The 21,234-nt window shown below is 37.2% G+C and carries 18 protein-coding genes; 1 reads left to right on the forward strand and 17 read right to left on the reverse strand.

Translation table 11 applies throughout. The annotated features are described in order from the left end of the window. The first annotated feature begins 126 nt into the window (after window positions 1–126). Window positions 127–1,293, forward strand: coding sequence for an MFS transporter (locus tag ACO6FI_RS03885; protein WP_485456189.1), 1,167 nt, complete (start codon window positions 127–129; stop codon window positions 1,291–1,293). Window positions 1,294–1,331: 38 nt separating this feature from the next. Here ACO6FI_RS03885 and fba read toward each other — a convergent pair whose 3' ends face one another. The 17 genes from fba to ACO6FI_RS03970 all read right to left on the reverse strand — a co-directional run bounded on the left by fba (window position 1,332) and on the right by ACO6FI_RS03970 (window position 21,232). Then, window positions 1,332–2,195 (reverse strand): class II fructose-1,6-bisphosphate aldolase, encoded by an 864-nt coding sequence (gene fba / locus ACO6FI_RS03890; RefSeq protein WP_485456190.1) that lies wholly within the window; start codon window positions 2,193–2,195, stop codon window positions 1,332–1,334. 2 nt (window positions 2,196–2,197) lie between these two features. Continuing rightward, window positions 2,198–3,697, reverse strand: coding sequence for a threonine synthase (thrC, locus tag ACO6FI_RS03895; protein WP_485456191.1), 1,500 nt, complete (start codon window positions 3,695–3,697; stop codon window positions 2,198–2,200). 75 nt (window positions 3,698–3,772) lie between these two features. Continuing rightward, window positions 3,773–5,044, reverse strand: coding sequence for a TFIIB-type zinc ribbon-containing protein (locus tag ACO6FI_RS03900; RefSeq protein WP_485456192.1), 1,272 nt, complete (start codon window positions 5,042–5,044; stop codon window positions 3,773–3,775). Further along, the gene (locus ACO6FI_RS03905; RefSeq protein ID WP_485456193.1) at window positions 5,025–5,900 is read right to left on the reverse strand and encodes an ABC transporter permease; all 876 of its coding nucleotides are present in this window, start codon (window positions 5,898–5,900) and stop codon (window positions 5,025–5,027) included. The genes ACO6FI_RS03900 and ACO6FI_RS03905 overlap by 20 nt, the downstream gene beginning before the upstream one ends. Next, window positions 5,890–6,840 (reverse strand): ABC transporter ATP-binding protein, encoded by a 951-nt coding sequence (locus tag ACO6FI_RS03910; protein ID WP_485456194.1) that lies wholly within the window; start codon window positions 6,838–6,840, stop codon window positions 5,890–5,892. The genes ACO6FI_RS03905 and ACO6FI_RS03910 overlap by 11 nt, the downstream gene beginning before the upstream one ends. Then, a complete protein-coding gene (locus ACO6FI_RS03915) occupies window positions 6,841–9,279 on the reverse strand; it encodes a hypothetical protein (protein ID WP_485456195.1) in 2,439 nt (812 codons plus the stop codon). It lies immediately after the preceding gene. After that, complete coding sequence (locus ACO6FI_RS03920; protein ID WP_485456196.1) at window positions 9,245–10,378, reverse strand: sensor histidine kinase; 1,134 nt, start codon at window positions 10,376–10,378, stop codon at window positions 9,245–9,247. The genes ACO6FI_RS03915 and ACO6FI_RS03920 overlap by 35 nt, the downstream gene beginning before the upstream one ends. Beyond that, the gene (locus tag ACO6FI_RS03925; RefSeq protein ID WP_485456276.1) at window positions 10,368–11,072 is read right to left on the reverse strand and encodes a response regulator transcription factor; all 705 of its coding nucleotides are present in this window, start codon (window positions 11,070–11,072) and stop codon (window positions 10,368–10,370) included. Before ACO6FI_RS03925 ends, ACO6FI_RS03920 begins: the two co-directional genes overlap by 11 nt. A 13-nt stretch (window positions 11,073–11,085) precedes the next feature. Then, on the reverse strand, window positions 11,086–12,801 hold the full coding sequence (locus ACO6FI_RS03930; RefSeq protein WP_485456197.1) for an LCP family protein: 1,716 nt from the start codon (window positions 12,799–12,801) through the stop codon (window positions 11,086–11,088). 152 nt (window positions 12,802–12,953) lie between these two features. Then, window positions 12,954–13,964: a zinc ribbon domain-containing protein gene (locus tag ACO6FI_RS03935; protein WP_485456198.1), complete on the reverse strand. Its 1,011-nt coding sequence runs from the start codon at window positions 13,962–13,964 to the stop codon at window positions 12,954–12,956. Between the two features lie 18 nt (window positions 13,965–13,982). Next, window positions 13,983–16,076 (reverse strand): zinc ribbon domain-containing protein, encoded by a 2,094-nt coding sequence (locus ACO6FI_RS03940; protein WP_485456199.1) that lies wholly within the window; start codon window positions 16,074–16,076, stop codon window positions 13,983–13,985. Between the two features lie 17 nt (window positions 16,077–16,093). After that, a complete protein-coding gene (locus ACO6FI_RS03945) occupies window positions 16,094–17,191 on the reverse strand; it encodes an N-acetylmuramoyl-L-alanine amidase family protein (RefSeq protein ID WP_485456200.1) in 1,098 nt (365 codons plus the stop codon). Continuing rightward, a complete protein-coding gene (locus ACO6FI_RS03950; RefSeq protein WP_485456201.1) occupies window positions 17,188–17,814 on the reverse strand; it encodes a cytidylate kinase-like family protein in 627 nt (208 codons plus the stop codon). Before ACO6FI_RS03950 ends, ACO6FI_RS03945 begins: the two co-directional genes overlap by 4 nt. Before the next feature lie 164 nt (window positions 17,815–17,978). Further along, on the reverse strand, window positions 17,979–18,890 hold the full coding sequence (locus tag ACO6FI_RS03955; protein WP_485456202.1) for an RluA family pseudouridine synthase: 912 nt from the start codon (window positions 18,888–18,890) through the stop codon (window positions 17,979–17,981). Between the two features lie 11 nt (window positions 18,891–18,901). After that, a complete protein-coding gene (gene lspA / locus ACO6FI_RS03960; protein ID WP_485456203.1) occupies window positions 18,902–19,399 on the reverse strand; it encodes a signal peptidase II in 498 nt (165 codons plus the stop codon). Then, window positions 19,384–20,472 carry a 3-dehydroquinate synthase gene (gene aroB / locus ACO6FI_RS03965; protein ID WP_485456204.1) on the reverse strand — a complete coding sequence of 363 codons (1,089 nt, stop codon included), beginning with the start codon at window positions 20,470–20,472 and terminating at the stop codon, window positions 19,384–19,386. The genes lspA and aroB overlap by 16 nt, the downstream gene beginning before the upstream one ends. A 10-nt stretch (window positions 20,473–20,482) precedes the next feature. Beyond that, a complete protein-coding gene (locus ACO6FI_RS03970; protein WP_485456205.1) occupies window positions 20,483–21,232 on the reverse strand; it encodes a YlmH/Sll1252 family protein in 750 nt (249 codons plus the stop codon). Window positions 21,233–21,234: the final 2 nt, after the last annotated feature.

Genomic DNA, 21,234 nt, shown 5'->3' on the forward strand with positions numbered 1-21,234 from the left:
CTTTTGTGGGGCTTATAAAATAATTATTTTAGGACATAATCATTTATGCTTGACAATATATTCTTATCATTCTATAGAATATTATGCTAGAATATACTATTATAGTATTTTTATTGAGGTCAATTTATGGAAAATAAAAGAGAACAGATTTTTTTCAGATGTTGTATTGGTTATTTTTTCAGCGGAACGGCAACACTTATTATAGGTGCCGTAATTCCTCACCTTATGAAAGAAATAGGACTTAATTATATCGGTGCAGGCGGTATTCTGACCTTTTTTTATATAGGTAATTTTTGCGGCAGCTTTTTATATACGGCTTTGTCTGCAAAATTTGGAGATAAGGCTACCATAACCTTTATAACTTTTCTTTCCGTATTATGCTTTGCCGCTTTGATTACCACACCCCCTTTGATTGTAATAAATACAAGTGTGCTCATTTTGGGGCTTACAAAGGGGTCCATCACTCTTTTTAACAATTACTATGTCAACAATATGTATGAAAATCCGGCACCGAAAAGCTCTGTACTTAATGCGATGTTTGCCGTAGGTGCCTTTATATCGCCTTTCCTGCTTTCATCCATTCTTCTTCTTAACTTGAACTGGAAATATATTCTTGTACTTATAGCAATAGTTGCGTTCTTTGTTACGGCGAACTTTTTTACTGCCGACAAAGATACTCTGAAGTTTTACAAGATGCATGCAAAAAATACCACAAACACGGCATCAAAATCTCAGATATCTTTTTTGTATAATAAGGATTTTTATATCAACGTATTATTGTTGTTTTTCTACCTCGGGTTTGAATACAGTATCAACGGATGGTTTATCACATATCTGAAGGATACCGGAATTATGAGCATTTCACTGGCCACTACAATGGTTTCCGTCACTTGGATTGCCATATTGATATCAAGACTTTTTGTAGCGAAACTAAGTCAAAAAGTCTCATCAAAAAAGATAACGGCTTTTGACTCATTCGGTTTGGTTGTATGCTTTTGCCTGCTTATTGCCACAAAAAACATATTTGTTATAGTTATATCACTGTTTTTGCTCGGCCTCTTTATGGCGCCTGTGTTTCCTCTTGTATATGCCGTCTCCAAAAACTCATTGCAAGGCTCAGCTTTTGCTATGACTGTATTTACGGCACTTACATCTATGGGAGGTATACTCACACCATATGTTATAGGAGTGATATCAAACAACTTCAGTATAAATACCGCAATATTTACACTTATATTCAATGCGGTACTTATCTTTATACTTTCTTTTTTGAGTTATAAAAAATCATATTAAAACAGGGCAGCCGTTTTAGCGGCTGCCCCTTAATTATCTCAAGCTTTATTTGCTGAACCGAAAAGTTCAATCTTTTCTCTTACCGTATTCTTGATAGCCTCTGCACCCGGTGCCAAAAGCTTTCTAGGATCAAATCCCTTACCCTCAAGGTCCTTACCTGCTTCAATGTACTTTCTTGTAGCATCTGCAAATGCAAGCTGACACTCTGTATTTACATTAATCTTTGAAACACCTAAAGTAATAGCCTTCTTTATCATATCTGCCGGGATACCTGTACCGCCGTGAAGAACAAGCGGAAGTGTACCTGTCTTCTCCTGTACCTTAGCAAGTACATCAAAGTTAAGTCCCGGCCAGTTTGCAGGATACTTACCGTGAATATTTCCGATACCTGCTGCAAGGAAATCTACTCCAAGATCTGCAATCTTTTTGCACTCCTCAGGATCTGCAAACTCTCCGGCACCGATAACACCGTCCTCTTCACCGCCGATTGAACCTACTTCAGCCTCAATAGACATTCCGTTCTCATGTGCAAGCTTTACAAGCTCCTTGGTCTTTTCAATATTCTCTTCTATAGGAAGGTGTGAACCGTCAAACATAATTGAAGAAAAACCTGCTTCGATACACTTTTTGCATCCCTCATATGAACCGTGGTCAAGGTGAAGTGCTACAGGAACTGTAATTCCCATCTCCTCTATCATAGCCTTTACCATAGCGGCTACCGTCTTATAACCTGTCATATATTTTCCGGCACCCTCTGAAACTCCTAAGATTACCGGAGAGTTAAGCTCCTGTGCTACCGCCAAAATGGACTTTGTCCACTCAAGGTTGTTGATATTGAAATGACCTACTGCATAATGACCTGCTTTTGCCTTGTCAAGCATTTCCTTAGCTGTTACTAACATAACTACCTCCTGTTATTAAATAGAATATCCTCTACTTCTTTTTGCATATCTGCACTGTCACATTCTCTTGTATGTCTGACAGGTGCATCCTTTATCTCCAAGATTGCTCTCGGAATATCAGGTGCTCCCATCTCATGCAATTTGTCAATGACTTCAAAATCTCCCATCTTTTGCTTCTCGCCCAAGATTGCTTCAAGCACGCTGTCTGCAAACTTATACGGACTTGCTGTAGATGCTATGACTGTAGCGGTCATATCCTTTGTAGCATTTTTATAATCCTGATACACAGAGTATGCCACACCTGTATGTGTATCAATTATATAACCTGTACTGTCATACAGAGATTTTATGCCTGCAAAATTCTTCTTTTCATCGGCATAACCGCCTACAAAGTCCTTCATAAAGTCCTTCATAGCAGGTGTGACGGTATACTTACCGCCGTTTGCCAACTCTTCCATAAGCTTCTTCACATACTCACCGTCACAGCCGCAACTTAAATAAATAAGTCTCTCAAGATTACTTGAAATAAGTATGTCCATAGACGGTGAAGAAGTTAGTATAAACTTCCTGTTCCTATCATATACCCCATTCTCAAAGAAATCAAATAAAACTTTATTTTCATTTGAAGCACATATAAGCTTATTGACAGGTAATCCCATCTGCTTTGCTATATATGCCGCCAAAATATTCCCGAAATTTCCTGTAGGAACACATACATTTATCTTCTCATTATCATCTATATCTCCGTTTTCAAGAAGCTTTAAGTATGCATATACGTAATATGCTATCTGTGGTACCAATCGACCTATGTTTATAGAATTTGCACTTGAGAGCTGAATACCACTTTCTTCCAGCTTCTTGGCAAACTCTTTATCTGCAAATATCTTCTTTACACCGCTTTGAGCATCGTCAAAGTTGCCGTGGATAGCTACCACATCGGTGTTGTCACCCTTTTGCGTAACCATCTGAAGTCTTTGCACATTGCTGACACCGTCCTTAGGATAAAAGACTATTATACCTGTACCCTCAACATCGCAAAAACCTGACATTGCAGCCTTACCCGTATCTCCGCTTGTGGCTGTAAGAATGACAATCTTATTTTTAATACCGTTTTTCTTTGCCGCTGTAGTAAGCAAATGCGGCAATATGGAAAGTGCCATATCCTTAAACGCTATGGTATCACCGTGGAAAAGCTCAAGAAAATATGCTCCGTCAGCCTTTACAAGCGGTGCAATCTCCTTTGTATCAAACTTATCGTCGTATGCCTTTTCTATACAATTCATAAGTTCTTCTTTTGTATAATCACTCAAAAGAAGCTTCATTACCTCATAGGCTGTCTCTTTATATCCCTTATACATAAGCTCCTTAAATTTGAAATCAAACTTTGGAAACTTCTCAGGCATATAGAGTCCGCCGTCATCTGCAAGCCCTTTCAAAATCGCATATGATGCATCAACAACCTCTTGTCCACCCCTTGTACTTCTATATTTTATGACTTCCATAGTAAACTCCTGTTTTTTGATCGTTTAAACTATAACACATATATCAAAAATAATAAAGTTTATATTTTAATATCATTATTTATTGCTTCGTATTCTCTCTCTTCCAATTACTCTTGTACCCAGATCTATATCCTTACAGTACTCTATCTTTTCAGCATAGTTATTGTTAAAGTCAATCTGGTTTACACCCCTGTTTATTACTGCGGATGATGTCATATTGTAGTCTGATGTCACCTTAAATATATATATAACATATGCCGCTATACATCCTATCAAAGTGTATATAAACAGATTTGACTTAATATTGTCGGTAAAATAAAGCAGTGCCGTAATTATTGCAAATATCGGCAATATTGTAAAAAGTGCGGTAAGACATAACTTGGCCATATCAAGCGGCAACTTACCTACCACCTTACCTGTCTGTCCGTTTACACTGAAAAAGTACTGCTTATCACTGTCCTTATCATTATAAGATATAGCCCAAACCGGCAACATTGCATACTCAAACCTGCCTCTTTGTACTCTGAAGTCATTATTTACTATCCTTACCTTCTCACCGGTCATAGACTTATCCACAACTCTTGTAGAGTATTTGTATACATCATCTTCTATAGACGACATAAGCGCTTCTTTTTCAATATCCTTTTTTTCAGCTACAAATCCGCTAAGATATGATGCATCAAATTTTACAGCCGTATTAAAGTCAAAAGGATAAACAGACTCTACCAAAACTTTGTTCGACTTTGCAAGTGCAAGCTTCGGGAGATTCTTTACGACCACATCTCCCTTTCTTATAATTCTGAAGTCCTTCCTGTAAGTTACCCTATAATCCCCTTCACTTCTTGTAAAGGTTCTGCTGCCTTCTCTGTCCAAATCCACAAATACTTTTGTGTTGTAAAGCCAATAAGGGAAATATACTCCGTTTATCTCTCCTATCTCTTTTTTATCATTGTAAAAGCTCTTCGGTACAAATTTCTTTTTCTTCATCCAGGCATCAAAAGACTCAAGTGCTTTCTTTTTGTCTACCTTAAAAGGTATGACCTTTGTAGGCATCTGCGAGCTTTCAAGTTTGCCCGTCAAAACTATAGGGTTGTTACAGTAGTAGCAGGTAGTAGCTACAGTTGTCTCATCTGTAACTATATTTGCTCCGCAGCTTGGACAGTGGTATTCCACATAGTTACCGTTGCCGCTCACCACCACTTCATCTCTTTCCGACAAGAGATCAAGCGCCTTTACCTCATCCTCTGTATAAACCGTATTACAATATTCGCAATTGAACTTTCCAAGTGTTGCCGAATATTTTACAGGACCACCACAATTTTTACATTTATAAATTACTGTTGCCATACTTCCTCCAAGTCTTACTATGTGGTTTTATTTTTACTACAGATAATGCCAAAAAGATAACAGATAAGGATAAGTCCAAAAACATATTTATGTAAAACCAGTTATTGTACCAAAAGAGGCTTACCAACACATCTGAGCTGTCTTCACCCATAATCTTTGACAATAAGAAATCCATACTAACTAAAGGATTAAATAACAAAATAAACTTACTGACTTTTATAAAAATTACACTAAAAAAATTCTTATCATTCATATTGAATGAATTTGCGGCTAAAAAGTAAAGAACAAAAGTTCCTAAAAAAAGTAGAAGGACTGCCAAATAAAGCAAAGCTGTAGCTATACTTGTCTTCCTTGAAATGCTTGAGCAAAAAATACCCATCGAAATCAAAAGTACTACAAACACAAAAAAGTTTAGAGTAAGCTTTACAATATCCCCTACAGTTATACCGCCGTATAAAAAAAGCATTGCGGTAATAGGTAATTGCGATACCAAAATGATCGTTATCGAAGCAAGCAAGCTTAAAAACTTCCCGGTTACAATACTCTTTGCAGTCATTTTGGTGGTTAGAAGTATCTCAAGTGTGCCTCTATGCCTTTCATCACTTATAGCACCGGATATAAAACTCGGACCTACAAATATAAGCAGCACAACCGGCACAAATACCACTATCTTAAAGATTTGCAAAAAGGATGTGTAGTCGATACTTGACGTCTTTCTGGCATAGTCCACCACTCCGTTCATCTCTATCAAGGTAAACCCCGCCGCAATAAAGTTGAAAACCAAAATAGCTGTTGAAAGCCTCAAGCTTCTTGTACTTACTCTATGCTCCCTTTCGTAAATAGGATTAATATTCATTGCTAAAAATCACACTTTCATTGGAATGATTGGTAACTTTAATGAAGAATGACTCCAAACTGCCCGGCTCTCTTATAAATTCACTAACCAAAACATTATTTCTTACAAGGTCTTCAAGCAGTTTAGCTTCATCCAACTTCCTACCATCAAAGTATACCATAAAATAGCCATTATCTACAGATAAAATTCTAACTTTTTTATTATTTTTTAATATCTCAAGTGCTGAATTTTCATTGTTGAGTACCTTAATCTTTATCGGATTGGCACCCTCCACCTTATCAAGTATTTCTTCCACACCTCCCGATATTATTATCTTACCGCCTTCAATAATTCCGATGTCGGTACAGATTTCGGAAACTTCGGATAAAATATGCGAACTTAAAAGTACCGTCTTACCTCCTCCGTTAAGCTCCTGTAAAAGTTCCTTCAACTCATATCTGGCTCTGGGGTCAAGTCCGCTTGCAGGCTCATCCATGATAATAAGTGCCGGATCATGAATAAGCGCTCTGGCAACACAGAGTTTTTGTTGCATTCCTCTTGACAATTCATTAAGATAGAAATCTTTTTTATCCGTCATTCCCACCTGCTCTAAAAGTATCTCGATCTTTTTTCTGGCTATATAGCCCGTAAGACCATATGTAGAGGCAAAAAACACCATATATTCAAATACTGTCATATCATCATATATTCCCAAAACATCCGGAACATATCCTACCGTTTCCTTAGCGATTCTCTCTTCTTTAACCAAATTTACATTGTCAAAGAGTATCTCACCTCTGTCAGGCAACATGATTCCTGAAATCATCTTTATTGCCGTTGTCTTGCCTGCTCCGTTAGGTCCCACAAGACCGTATAGCGCACCGTCAGGTATCGTTAAACTGAGATTTGACAATGCAATATGTCTTCCATATGATTTACATAAATTTTTTAATTCCAACATTTATTTTTCCACACCCAATACAGTTATCATCGGCAGTGCCGTCTCCAAGTCGCTGTTTTCTATATTTGAATACCTGACCCTTATAGTGTTTGTATCTGAAAGATATGTAAGTAAATCAATTATAGAAAAATCGTTCTTTGAAATAAAATCAAAGTTTCCGGTTTTAAAATTATAAAGAGCAATATTTCCCTTGAACAGTTTTATTTTATCACTATACCTTTGATTTGAGAAAACATCCGATATCTGTTCAAACTTTACCTCCTCAATATTTATATTATCTCCGAGAAAATACTCCAAAACCGTAGCATCACTGCTTCTTAGCGCATTATCTATATATGAATAATCTCCGCTTAATATTAGAGGCATCTTAAGAAGCGCCTGTCTGTATACCTTGCCGTCTTCAATAGAATTTACAGGTATAACTGATGTCAAAAGTGTCAATCCGCTCCCTTCCATAGTATTGCCAAAGAATATAGGGTTTGACAAAGGCACTTCAGAAAATGCGATTATTCTTGCATCCGCCGTATAACCGTTTGAATTTTCCTTCAAGTAAAACGAGATAAAGTTTGACACATTCATAAGCTGCATATACTTTTCAATATCAATTCCTTTTACACCGCCGTTTTTATTTATTGTGTTATACTTTTCCATACCTGTAATAAGCCTTGCGGTTATATCAAAATTTGTCAAAGGTATATTTATAAGCTCGCAGTTGTCTATCTGTCTTGTCTCTCCCGCCTCAAAATCTCCAAGTATGGCAATCTTACCATATAAAATCAATGTGGCGTTCTTTACCTTATAGTCGTAATTATTTGTAATCTCCACATTAATGTTTCCGTCAAAAGAATTTATTTCTCCGGTAAAACCTTCATTATTGAGATTTTCAATTGTTTTATCCAGTTTCCATATATTTGATGAAAACGCACCTATATGGTTTATATGTACATTCTTTGTAAATTCCGTATTATCAATAGTTATTGATGTATTTCTTTTCAGCTCCCTATTACTGTTGCTGCCTTTTATATCTCTTATTATCGGAACTATAGAATAATTTGAATCAACCACCACATCATAAGGCTTGTTATACGGATTTCTGAGGTTCACATATGTAGACTCCGAAACGTCCAAGTCTCCGGCCTCATATACCGTCACATAATTATAAAATGTTGTGGTAAACCTTGTTCTGCCGTTGTATATAATTACTACAGCAAGAAACAAAAAAGATATAAGTACTACGGCTTTTCTGTAGTAAATTGCCAGACCGTAATCTCTCAGATAAATAAATAAAACAGGTCCGATTATCAATATATATGCTATTATTATAAGGGTATACACCGGCATGGCCGGAAGCTTTTTTGTTTCTGAGGAATTCAGTATAGGCTCTACATTTTGAAATGTGTTGTCGGATACTTCATACTGTTTTGCAAGTTTGTCAATTCTCTCATCTCCAAGCACACTTGAAACTATATATCTGGCAAACTGTGTATTATCCTTGGCAAACTGTGACAGATCGCAAAAATCAAATCCTGCAACCGCTATCAAACCTCTTTGCTTGTTTACAGAGGTTATAAGCGGAAAATCACCGTCAGACATTATAACATTGCCGCCATGTAAATTTATACTTACAGTATCCAAGTCTATCTGTTTGTCTTCATTGTTAAAGCTGAAATTGACTGTCCTCATTCTTGGTGCTTCATACATATCCTCCAAAAGCTCAGGTGCATATCTTCCTATGGTATCATCAGCTCTCTTGCCTGTGCCGATAATCAATACCCCTCCCTGTTTTATCCAATCCATCAGTGCTCGTGACTGCTCATTTGACAAATCTCTTATTCTGAAATTGCTGATAATTATCATATCCAACTGTTCAAGCCCTGAATACGATTTAGGGAAAGAACCTGCCGCCAGATTGACAGTCTTCAAATTCATAAGTCCGAAATTTATCGCAACATCATCAAAATAGTTTATTTGGTTTTGGCTGTCACTTAAAAGCCCTACCAATAAATTGGACCTGTTTGCTTCCATATTCAAAGACAGCACCTTTTTTTCAACTGTCTTTTTATCAGTATCTTTTAGCGACACTTCTATTGTATTTACATCATTACTTATCCTGATACAATAATCTGACAGCAGGCTCTTCTTTGCATCCAAACTTACTTTGTACTCATACGCATACTTTCTGTTGTCTTCTTCCGTAAATTCAACCGATATCTTCCCGTCAAATTTTTGTTCGGAGAAATTACTGTAAAATACATGAATAGGGAGGTATCTCCCTCCCTTTGCAATATTTCCGTAACCATAGCTTATATCCATAGTTACCTTATTATTCTCTTTATCTGTAGCAAAAGAATTGATATGGACACCTGCAATAAAACAAAAGAACAATAATAAGAATACAAATACCCTATTCAAATCCTTTAAAATTTTCTCTTTCAACATCTAACTCCTTCGGCAATGTCACACTGAATACGGTTCCGCCAAGATCACTTGTAACTTCAATAACGCCGTGATGTAATTCCGTAATATTCTTTGCTATCGCAAGTCCGAGACCTGTTCCTCCTGTATTTGAGTTTCTGGCCTGATCCACCCTGTAAAACTTATCAAATATCAGCGGTAATTCATTTTGCGGAATTACCTTTCCGTAGTTTATCACCGCAACCTTTACTATCTTCTTCTCTGCGGTAATCTTGATATCAATCCTTTTTCCGTCTGCACCGTATTTTATGGCATTGTTTATCAGATTATCAAACAGCCTTGCAAGCAAAGTACCGTCTCCGTCTATTATATATGAGTCAATATTTGTATTTACACTGCAAGTGATACCGTTTTTTTCAAAGTTCGGATAAAACTCTTCCATAAGCTGACATAACAACTTTATAATATCTATCTTATCCACTTTAAGCACCAGCTTTGAAGAATTTGTCTTTGTAAAGCTGAACAGACTTTCTATCAAATCCTGCAGTTTTTTCGCCTTCTCATATACTATATTTAAATACTCCTTCTTTGTATCCTCAGGCAAATCGCGCTTATTTATCAAATCCAGATACCCGAGTATTGATGTCAGCGGAGTTCTCAAATCATGTGCAATATTTGTAATCATCTCGTTTTTGGACTTTTCATTCTTTCGCTCACTGTCCATAAGAGACCTTAATTCTTTGGCCATCTTATTGATACTTGCAGCTATCTCAGAAAACTCATTGTCGCCCTTTACCGCAACATTGGTATTTAAGTCTCCTGCCGACATCTTTTTTATGGCATGGAGTATATCATCTATATATATAAATGATTTTCTTTGCAATCCCCAAAATATTGCGGTAAATACACCTATACCGAAAACCACCAAAACAAGTATGACTACCAAATCACTTCCGCTCCCTCTTACCAAGAGAGTATCGTTTTCATGATTTATAATATGCAATCTCGAAAAAACCGAAATATTGCTTACCACCAAGGTCTCTACCAAAATAGAAACCACCAGACTGAAGAGGATATTTAATATGACTTTAGTCTGAAATTTCTTTTCTAAATCATCTCTCAATTTTATATCCAACACCCCAAACAGTAGTTATAATCTTATTTTCTCTTGAATCTTCATTCATCTTTCCGCGAAGCCTTCTGATATGTACCATTACGGTATTGTTGGCTTCATATACCTTCTCATTCCACACTCTTTCAAATATATCGTCTGTAGAGAATACTCTTCCGGCATTGCTGGCAAGCAAATACAGAATATCAAACTCAATAGGTGTAAGTTTTACTTCATTGCCGTCTATTATGACCTTGTGATTTTCCTTGTTGATAATCATTCCCTTAAGCCTTATCTCATTAGGATCCTCTTTTTCAGCCACAGTACTGTTAGGATTTAGCTGAGTGTATCTGCGAAGCTGTGATTTTACTCTGGCTGTAAGTTCCAAAGTATTAAAAGGCTTTGTCACATAGTCGTCCGCCCCTGTTCCAAGCCCAAGTATCTTGTCAAGGTCGGCACTCTTTGCACTGAGAAGGATGATAGGGAAATTGTGCTTTTCTCTTATTTTTTTGCACATCTCAAGTCCGTCCATACCCGGCATCATTATATCAAGTATTGCAAGATGAATATCTTCTTTTTCTATTATAGCAAGTCCGTCTTCCGCATTATTTGCCTTAAAAACGGTATAACCGTCACTTACCAGATATATCTCCACCAAATCAGCTATTTCTTTTTCATCGTCTACTACTAAAATATTTATATCCACTCTTATCTCTCCTTTATTCACTACCTGTTTCACTCTGATTTTCAGCACCGGTTTCATCTTGGCTCTCATCTTTCCTCGTTTCATCAACCGGTCCGTCTTCCTTACTCTCGTCTTCTATATGTTCGCCTTCACCTTCTTTGGTTTCGCCGTCATCTTTATGTGGAGATATTCCGATAGCACCTTCCAAATCGGTATCTACACTGACATCGGTATCCTCTTTGTCGGCACCAAGCCCTGAGTCCTTGATTATCTTATTGCTTATCTTTATCAGTTCTTCACTTGGTGTATACGTATATCCCGGAATTTTTCCGAAAAGCATCTGATGAAGTGCAATTACATTTGACTTCAGTGTAACAGGTACAACATAATCTCTTCTGTGCATCTTTTTGGTATCCTTATCAAAAGGAAAACCTGCAGTCTCGCTTAAATGATATTTTGATATATCCTTTGCAAAAGGTATAAGGTCATTTATACCTACATTTGTGGAAGTCTGCGGCAATACCGCTACCAAAATACTGTACAATGTTGAGAAATTGGCACTCTTGGCCTTATCAAATGCCAAACTCACTACCTTTCTTTGTCTTTCAGTTCTGTTAAAGTCTGTATCCATAAGTCTTAATCTTGCATATGCTACAGCCTGTACGCCGTCAAGGTGATTCATTCCGGCATGTTCAAGCTCATGTGAACCTACACCTGTCGCCTCTACAGTCTTTGCAATAAATGAATTCAGATATTTGAACTCCGCATCCGTCACTTCAAGGTCGACACCGCCTAAAATATTGATGGCGTCAATAACCGCCTTCCAGTTTACCGTAATATATTCCTTTAAGTCCATATCAAGGTTTCGATTCAATGTCTGTATGGCCTGTTCCGGTCCGCCTTCAACATATGCCTGATTAAACTTATGGAACTTGCCGTCACTGTCAATCATCGAATACATATCTCTGTAAATAGATACAAGCTGTATATCTCCTGTCTCTCTGTTTACATTGACTATCATATTTACATCACTTAAAGCGCCTTTTCCTACATTTCCGTCTCTTGAGTCCACTCCGAATACGGCTACCGTATAGTAACCTTTTTGGTCTTTGACATAGTGAAATGCAAAATACGTACCGCCGCCGACTATAGTAAACAAAAGTATAAGTAAAACCAGCCTGCTAAGAAACCCTCGCTTCTTTTTAAGCTTCTTTTGCTTTACTTCATTTGCCTTTACCTGCTTTTGCGCTTTCTTAAGTTGCTTGGAACTTGGTCCTACGTTCACCTTCTTGGTAACCTTTTGTGTCTTTACAATCTTTTTTGTAACCGGTTTTTGTACCTTCTTTTTAACAATCCTTTTAGGGGCTTCTTCTTGAGGCTCGCTAAACCTTAAGTTATCACTTTTTCGTACTACCGATTTTTGATTACTCTTGGGCAAAGGTATCTTTATACCGTCAGACTCCGCATCTTCGCTTAGATTGCTCTTTATGTTTCTACCGTTTTTGGGTTTTGAAGACCTGTTCCCGATAATATTTATCTTATCAGCCTTTTTTTCTACTTTTCTTATGTTCTTTCCAATCTCTTCAAGCCTTTTATTATTTTCGCTTATGGTCTTCTGAAGTTTTTCGTTTTCTTCTTTTAGTTTCTCTTCTTCTCTTATTTTTTTGAGCTTAGCCAGATCTCTCAAATACTTTTCAAGATCCTCACTGTCCGCTTCACTAAGCTCTTTATACAAATCATCATCTCTCATCTGGAGTAATGCTCCTTTCAAGAAGTATTCTTCTATATTCTATCATAGATAAAAATAATATACACTAAGAAAAACAGAATAAAAAAGTATATTTCCATAAAAAAAGGCGGGCAAAGCCCGGCCTATAAACATTAAGTCGATTTCTTAATATTTTATTTAGAAAGTGATACCCCATTTGAATTTGTATCATCCTTAGTCAAATCAATTTTATCAGACTCTTCTTTGCTTACTGCAGTATCATCGGCTGCCAACTCTCTTGCAAGCTTTGCAGTCTCGTCTACAATATCACTTGTATTTTTTGCGCCGTCAAGCTTATTGCCGCATTTTGTACAAAAGCTTGTACCCTCTGCACATACGGCGCCACAGTTGTCACATACTACAGTATTTTTTGCAGTCTCATTTGTTGCCTTGCTCTGTGCCTGCATTTTCTTGGCATTTTCAAGATTATTTCCGCAGTGATTACAAAATGTCGACGACTCCGGGCAAGTTGCACCGCATTTATCACATACTACAGTTTTTGCACCTGCCTTACTTGCGGCAGCAGATACATTGCTTGCTACACTGTTTGCCATACTTCCGGCTTTATTTAACATTTCCTTTGCATAGTTAACATTCAAATCAAGTGCTACGGCATTTTCATCTATCTCCGTTCTACCTGTTTTTAAAATACCGTATATTGAAAGTATAAGGTTTATAAACAACAAAATCACCAATATCCAAGCAAAGAATGTAGCGCTTAAAAATGAAGCATGCATGCCTGATACGCCGTTTGTTGAAGTAAACTCTACAAATCCTAAAGACACATTCAAAATATAAATTATATGTACAAATATATAACTTCTGTTGCCTGTAGCCTTTTTGTTAAGTGCCCACAACACTATATTTGCAATAGGATAAAATAAAAATAAAAGTATAGGCCCCTTAATTGCGGCAAGCTGTCCTACAACACTGTCACTCGGATCTATCAATAATGCGCTGAACATTGAAAAACTCTTTTTGAAATCATCTCCCAAAAAGCCGGCGCTAAAATCCACCTTGATTATAGGTATAAAGAAAAATATAACAAACAGTGCCGAAAGAATACATAAAATATTTAATACACTTAGTCCTTTACTGTTAATAACCAAATCGTTGTTTTTTGTCCTTTTTATGCCCTTTAACATATAACTCTCTCCTTATCTTTATGTAATTTCTTTGCCGCAACTTGAACAGAACTTATCGCCCTGATTGTTCTTTGCTCCGCAGTGCGGACAAAATACTGTCTTATTGCCTGTGTCAACATTAGCGCTTCCACCTGCCTGTGCTTTCTTTTTCTTTGACTTCTTTATAGAAATTATAACCACAATCACTAAGATAAAGATTACGATAAGTGCGGCGGCGGCAAAAATAAGATATCTGAAGTAATTTGTACGAACACTTGTAAACTCAGGGAAACTTATATGTGTAGCAGCCACATTATCTCCCTTTACCACAAAGTCATTTCCATTAAACTTTGCCGTTACATCGTCAAAACCTCCTCCGAAGTAATCACCTCTTGCTAAAGGTTTACCTATACCTTTTACCCTGTACTCATATGAGCCTATAGTTCCGAGTGTGAATATCTCAGGTGTAAAATCATCTGTAAAGCTTATTTTTTGCTTATCTGCAAGATATCCCTTCTTATCAATATCCAAATCTGCACTGTTTCTGTCATAATCCGTGGCTTTTTCCCACATCTTAACATCTTCATCAAGAGTACCTACAGAAGTTATCTTTACTTCAAGGTCTTTACCCTTTGGCGCCAGCTTGCCTACTTTGATCTTGGTATCTGCAAATGCCTTTTTTAAGTTGTCTTCAAGTGTCTTTGTGTCCTCATCTGTAAATGAATCTTTAAATACAACTGTAATATTTCTTTTTATCTTACCTGTCGGACTTATAGTCACAATATGCTTATACTTACTCACTGTAGGAACAATATTCACATCCATACTGATATCAAATGCCGAACTGTTACCGCTAAATAAAAGCTCATTTTTATCACTGTCAAATGAAGCCATTGACAGATTTTGCTCTGTACCTTCGGCGTCAATTACATCTCCGCCGTAGTTGTTTTGCGGATTGACATAGTAGTTGAATCTGACCGTATTGTCACTGTTACTGATATAATCCTCAAGGTTGATGTTCTCGTCTATAAATATATTCTTTGAAAACAGATGCTTTCTGTCAAGAGTATCGTCTGTATCATCTTTTGCTTCATCATCTTGTGAACCGCTCTCAGTTGTATCCGTACTTTCATCGGATTTTTTTGACTTATCTTTTTTAGAGTCGGATTTTTTTGACTCCGTTTCAGACGTTGACTCATCCTGTGCACTGCTGTCGGATGACTCTTTAAATTCGTTACTTTTAGACGACTCTGTAGTACCGCTCTCATCCTCTACCGGAAATACGGTGTCTTCCTTCTTACCTGTAAAGGTTTCCGTCATCTGCTTACAATCGTCAAGACTAAGTGCCTTACCCTCTATTGTAAATATATGTGAACCGTCCTTTTCAACCCATTTACCGCTTCCGATATTTCCGACTCTTTTGGACATAAACTGATCTATATCGTCCTTTGCCTCTTTGTATGTAGAATCCGGAATATTCACTTCAATGGTTCTGTCAACAGTACTGTCTTTGTTGATAACCGTGTTGAAGTCAACACTGTTTAGCGGAAGATACTTAGCCGAGTTCACATCAATGATACTCATTGTGCTGTCTTTGGCATACTCATCTCCGTTTATATGAAGGCTTATATAGTCGGATGAGAAAATATATGTCTCATAAGATGATGTAATGTAATTATTTTGTATAATTCCGTCACTCATCCACTTCAACAAATCGTCACTTCCGAAGTTTTCCTGGTATGCAACTCCCTTTGCAAAGGCTGTATTTGATCTTAGGAACGTCACCTTAGGTATGATATCACTGCCTACAGCCTTAAGTATATTGCCGATTTTTTCTTCGTACTCATCCTTTGATGTGAAGTTCACAGTAAATGTAGCCACTATATTGTTTTCATCCTGATTTAGGGAAGTGATTTCTATATCAGGAGGACAAAGTCCTTTAAGTGTAGACTCTACAGTCGCCAAATCTTTTTGAACATATGATGTATAATCTGCATTTGAGATTGTATATGTCATCACTCTGCTTCCTGAAAAAGAGTCGTCAAAACTCATATCTGTTTTTACAACTCCTCCACATGCACTAAGTAATATAAGAGCAAGCAGACATATTAAATATTTCAGTTTATTTTTCATAATACTCCCGTGTTTAATTATCTTCCAAAGTAGCTGTCTATTCCGTCCGCTATTCCTTTTGAAAGATTCTTAAGTGTGTCTTTACCGTGATCCGATTTCTTATCACCAAGCTCGATATCTATAGACGGAATGGTTGAATAAGATGTCTGTGTAAGATCCATCTCCATTCTGCCTTTGCTGAATATCTTGGTACCGTTTGCTGAAAGTCCGTTTATCAATGATTTGCCAAGCGCCTCATGTTTTTTCCAGTTTGAAGCCACAGGTTCCATGCTCCTGTATGAATCCACCTCAGGCACTCCCATATAAAATGCGCCCTTGTTTGATGTGGTGGAATCCCAGTGAAGTGCAATATGTGCAGCCGCATTATTGTTGGCAATAACCGTTCTTGCAATATTGTCAAGCTGAACATCACTTCCGTCACGAATCATAAGTACATTGTATCCTCTTGAGAGTAACTCGGCCTTCAAAACTTTTGCCATCTCGTAGGTGACAGTACTCTCAGTTGTGCCGTCTTCAAATGTCATACCCTCAGACACGGCAACAGCTGTAGTGGCTCCGGCCTTTGTGGTACCGCTTGTCACTTTTGCACTTCCGTCAGGATGACAAAGTGTCTTCTGTGATGAACCTCCCTTGGTACCGTGTCCTGCATTTACCGCTATAGTAATTCCGTTGCCCTTCTCACCCGGCTTATATAATACGGCGCTTCCCGAATGTATCTTTGAAAATGAAGCGTACTCCCAATTCGGGTCAAGCCCTATTTCACCGGCTTCCTTAGCCTTTGTTGCCTCTTCACTCTTTTTTGATGTTTCTTCGGCAGACTGTGAAACTTCCTGTTTTTCACTTTCTTTTTTTGCCTCTGTAGCAGTTTCCGCCACAGTGGTCACCGGTGCTGTAGTAGCCTCTGTAGTACTTTCCTGTGTACTCGTCTCTTCCTTTGATGCGGTTACATTCTTTTTAACCACCTTCATATCTGTAGCTTCTCTACCGTCATTACTTGCAACACTGCTTTCCACACTGATATTGCTCTCGTCAACTTTAGCGCTTTTATTATTTGTACCGCATGCAGCCAATATTCCGGCCAGGATAATTGCCTGACAAATCAATTTTTTTCTCATAGTAAACCTTTTATCTTTGCATATGTTTTTATAAGTTCCACACTTCCCTCAAGTCCAAGCTTTGTGCTGTTTACACACATATCATAGCTTCTTGAATCAGCCCATCTCTTACTTGAATAGTAGTTGTAGTAACTTGATCTTTTCTTATCCGTCTTTATCATAATATCCTTCGCTTTGTTGGCATCGATATTATTTGTTTCCATAATTCTCTTGATCTTATCCTCATCGTCTCCGGTAATGAATACTGAAAAAGCATTAGGATCGTCTGCCAAAGCATAGTCCGCACATCTACCTACGATAATACATGACTCCTCTGAAGCCAGTTTTTTTATGGTGTCAAACTGTGCCAAAAAAATCTTATGGTTTATAGGCATATCCATATATGATGATGATGTGTATCCCAAAGAATAGGTATCCATTACAAGTGAGTACAAAAATGAACTGGTAGGCTTCTCATCATGAGTCTCAAACAGCTCGGCGGCAAGCCCGCTCTCTTTTGCAGCTCTGTTAAGGATCTCCTTATCAAAACACTTGATACCAAGCTGTTCCGCCAGCATCTGTCCTATCCTTCTTCCACCGCTTCCGCACTGTCTACCGATAGTAATAACCAATCTTTTGTCCATAGCAACCTCCTAAACAATCAATGTATACATTCTAGTACTGTAGTAAAACAAAACTACAGATAATCTATAAAATTATTATATAACAAAAAAAGCACAATGTATATATTTGTCATTAAATACAGCCTTTTTGACCTGTGTTTATGCTAACATATCTGAATATTCATTTAATTTTTTCTAAACTTATTTAAGATTTTGTTAAAGTACTCAGGTATCGGTGCACTAAACTCCATATACTCATTTGTTCTCGGATGAATGAATCCAAGTACAATAGCGTGCAGACACTGTCCCTGCAATTTCATACTGCTTTTACCGCCGTATACCTCATCGCCAAGCAGAGGATGATGTATATATGACATATGTACTCTGATTTGATGAGTTCTTCCTGTCTCAAGCACACATTCAATATAGGTATAGCCGTTTAATCTCTCAAGTACCTTATAATGTGTCACCGCTCTCTTACCGTTTTCATCCACCGCCATTTTCTTTCTGTCACTTTTTGACCTTGCAATAGCGGCATCTATCACACCTTCATCCTCCTTTATATTGCCTGTTACAATAGCAACATACTTTCTTGTGATGCTGTGCTTTGCCAACTGCTCTGCAATATGCTGATGTGCCATATCATTCTTACATACAATAATAACTCCCGTAGTATCCATATCAATCCTGTGTACAATCCCCGGTCTTAACACTCCGTTGATACCTGAGAGATTGTCCTTACAGTGATAAAGAAGCGCATTCACCAAAGTATCGCCGTAGTGACCTGCAGCCGGATGCACAACCATACCTTTAGGTTTGTTCACCAGTATAACATCGTCATCTTCATAAAGTATATCAAGAGGAATATTCTCCGGCAAAATCTCAAGAGGCTTTGGTCTTGGTATACTCAATACCACTCTGTCACCTTCTCTAAGCCTGTAATTTGCCTTCACAGTCTTACCGGATATCGTGGCTTTACCATTTTTTATCAAATCCTGAATATACGACCTTGAAAAGCTCTCCAAATTGCCAGCCAAAAATAAATCTATTCTTTTATCAATATCAGATTCTTCCACCGTTATTTCAAAGGTATCCATTTATCTCCAAACTATTTCTTATAAAATTCCAATTCATTTTCTTTGTATACAAATATCAGACATAAAAACAGCAAAAATGTTCCTACAGTGACACAGATATCCGCAAAATTGAATATAGGAAAATTTATCGGCTTAAAGTATATAAAGTCCACTACATAATTTCTTGCAATTCTGTCTATAAAATTTCCAAGCGCGCCTGCAAAAATCAAACTTCCGCAAAAAAGCAAAGGCAGAAAATGTCTGTCATTCGGCAATTTAAAGAGCAGATAAAGTATTCCTATCAAAACGACCACAGTGATTATAAAGAAGAAAATATGCTTACCCTGCAATATTCCGAAAGCCGCTCCTGCATTCTCCGAATACCAAAAATAAAGTACATTCTTTATAAGAGGATATGCATCACTTCTTCCAAGTTTGGTCATTGCTTCATATTTGCTCCACTGGTCTACTCCTACCAATACCGCCACCGTTACCAAAAATAAAATAAACTTATTTATACTCTTTTGCATATGCTATTTAACGCCTCCAACATATCAATTTTTGACACCTCTCTGTCAATAAAAGCCTTTCCGATACCGTCCAAAAGAATAAACTTTATCTTTCCGGCTTCCATCTTCTTGTCATTAAATGTTGCTTCAAACACTTTTTCCACATCCATATTTGTATCTGTATCAAATGAATAAACCTCCATAAGCTGTTTTAAAAAATCCCTGTCGCCTTCCGTAAGCTTATTTTTCTTTATACATATATCAAATGCAGCAAGCATACCAAGACCTACACACTGTCCGTGTGATAATACAAATTCTTTCTCTCTTTCAATGGCATGACCCAGTGTATGTCCGAAGTTTAATATCGCTCTTTGTCCCTTTTCATACGGATCGTTTTCAACTACCTGCTTTTTAATTTTCTGACTGACAAGTACCATATGTGCCAATGCCCTGGAATCTCCTTCAAGTATCTTTTCACTGTTGTCAAAAAGCCAACTATAGTAATCCTTATCAAATATCAAACCGTGCTTTATAACTTCACCCATTCCTGAAGTAAACTCAATCTTAGGCAGTGTATTCAATGTATTTATATTTACATATACAAGCCTCGGCATATAGAATGCGCCCACCATATTTTTGTAATGTTTGAAATCTACACCTGTCTTTCCGCCTATACTTGAATCCACCTGTGAGAGCAATGTGGTAGGAATCTGTACAAAGTCTATGCCTCTAAGGTATGTTGCGGCCGCAAAACCGCATATATCTCCTACAACACCTCCGCCAAGTGCCAACAATATATCCTTTCTGTCAAACTTATTGTAAATAAGAGTGTCATATATCTCGGAAACCGTTCCGAGATGCTTGTTTCTTTCACCTGCATCAAAGATATGTACAAAGATATTTAAGCCTTCCAGTTCTTTTTTTACAGCTTCCAAATACAAAGGAGCCACATTGGTATCACTTACAATACAAATCTTTTTCTTTTCTATATCAAGTTTAACAAGTTCGTCTCTCAAATTGCTAAAATCATCTGAAATAACAATGTCATAGCAAGGTTTGTTTTCAAAATTTACTTTCAATCTATCTATATACATTTATATACCCTTATCTAAAAACCTCTGTTTCGGCAAACAATCTGCCCTTTCTTGATGTTGAGCTTATACCGAGAAACCCGGCTCTTCCAAGTCCCCTCACCGTTATAATATCTCCGTCTTTTACTTTCATCGAATGTGAAAGACATTGTCTTGAATTGATAAATACTCTGCCTGCATCAATATACATGTTTACCTTACTTCTTGATATATTGTAGATTGACCCGATAATAGAATCCAGTCTCTCTGACGGAATGTTTATCTTCTTATACTCTACTCGATTTACCGTCTTCAGATCGTCTATGCTTTCTTTATTAAGAATCACCTTGGTATGTTTCACCGTACCGAGCTCATTTATTATTGTATCAGCCATACTCTTAAATGTAATGATATGCGCAACATTATCGACAATACATATATCACCTATCATATGTCTTTCTATCCCGAGATTCATAAGTGCACCCAAAAAATCTCTGTGCTTAAGTTCATCTGCAAACTTTTTGTTAGCCGGTGCAACTCTTATATACTCAAGCATATCAAATTCAGGCTTTTCATCACAATAAAAGCAGACAACCTTCCTTTCTGCTTCAGAATAACCCCCAAACATAATACTTTTTACATTTGGCAATTCATTTTGAATCATCTCGAATATTGTCTGCTCGTATAAATTTAAGAATGTGGAATGTGTCACAATGTTCTTAAAATATGCATTTCTTGCTAAATCTAAAAACTTATTCCTTAGAATCAGCTCTTCTTTTTCCAAAA

The sequence above is a fragment of the Lachnoanaerobaculum sp. genome (assembly GCF_057250505.1).

Bases quoted from the DNA above. Each gene is read 5' to 3' on its own strand.
- aroB (WP_485456204.1), bottom strand. From the start codon at position 20,472: ATGTATATAGATAGATTGAAAGTAAATTTTGAAAACAAACCTTGCTAT.
- lspA (WP_485456203.1), bottom strand. From the start codon at position 19,399: ATGCAAAAGAGTATAAATAAGTTTATTTTATTTTTGGTAACGGTGGCG.
- ACO6FI_RS03940 (WP_485456199.1), bottom strand. From the start codon at position 16,076: ATGAAAAATAAACTGAAATATTTAATATGTCTGCTTGCTCTTATATTA.
- thrC (WP_485456191.1), bottom strand. From the start codon at position 3,697: ATGGAAGTCATAAAATATAGAAGTACAAGGGGTGGACAAGAGGTTGTT.
- fba (WP_485456190.1), bottom strand. From the start codon at position 2,195: ATGTTAGTAACAGCTAAGGAAATGCTTGACAAGGCAAAAGCAGGTCAT.
- ACO6FI_RS03910 (WP_485456194.1), bottom strand. From the start codon at position 6,840: ATGTTGGAATTAAAAAATTTATGTAAATCATATGGAAGACATATTGCA.
- ACO6FI_RS03935 (WP_485456198.1), bottom strand. From the start codon at position 13,964: ATGTTAAAGGGCATAAAAAGGACAAAAAACAACGATTTGGTTATTAAC.
- ACO6FI_RS03915 (WP_485456195.1), bottom strand. From the start codon at position 9,279: ATGTTGAAAGAGAAAATTTTAAAGGATTTGAATAGGGTATTTGTATTC.
- ACO6FI_RS03955 (WP_485456202.1), bottom strand. From the start codon at position 18,890: ATGGATACCTTTGAAATAACGGTGGAAGAATCTGATATTGATAAAAGA.
- ACO6FI_RS03900 (WP_485456192.1), bottom strand. From the start codon at position 5,044: ATGGCAACAGTAATTTATAAATGTAAAAATTGTGGTGGTCCTGTAAAA.
- ACO6FI_RS03930 (WP_485456197.1), bottom strand. From the start codon at position 12,801: ATGAGAGATGATGATTTGTATAAAGAGCTTAGTGAAGCGGACAGTGAG.
- ACO6FI_RS03945 (WP_485456200.1), bottom strand. From the start codon at position 17,191: ATGAGAAAAAAATTGATTTGTCAGGCAATTATCCTGGCCGGAATATTG.
- ACO6FI_RS03950 (WP_485456201.1), bottom strand. From the start codon at position 17,814: ATGGACAAAAGATTGGTTATTACTATCGGTAGACAGTGCGGAAGCGGT.
- ACO6FI_RS03885 (WP_485456189.1), top strand. From the start codon at position 127: ATGGAAAATAAAAGAGAACAGATTTTTTTCAGATGTTGTATTGGTTAT.
- ACO6FI_RS03905 (WP_485456193.1), bottom strand. From the start codon at position 5,900: ATGAATATTAATCCTATTTACGAAAGGGAGCATAGAGTAAGTACAAGA.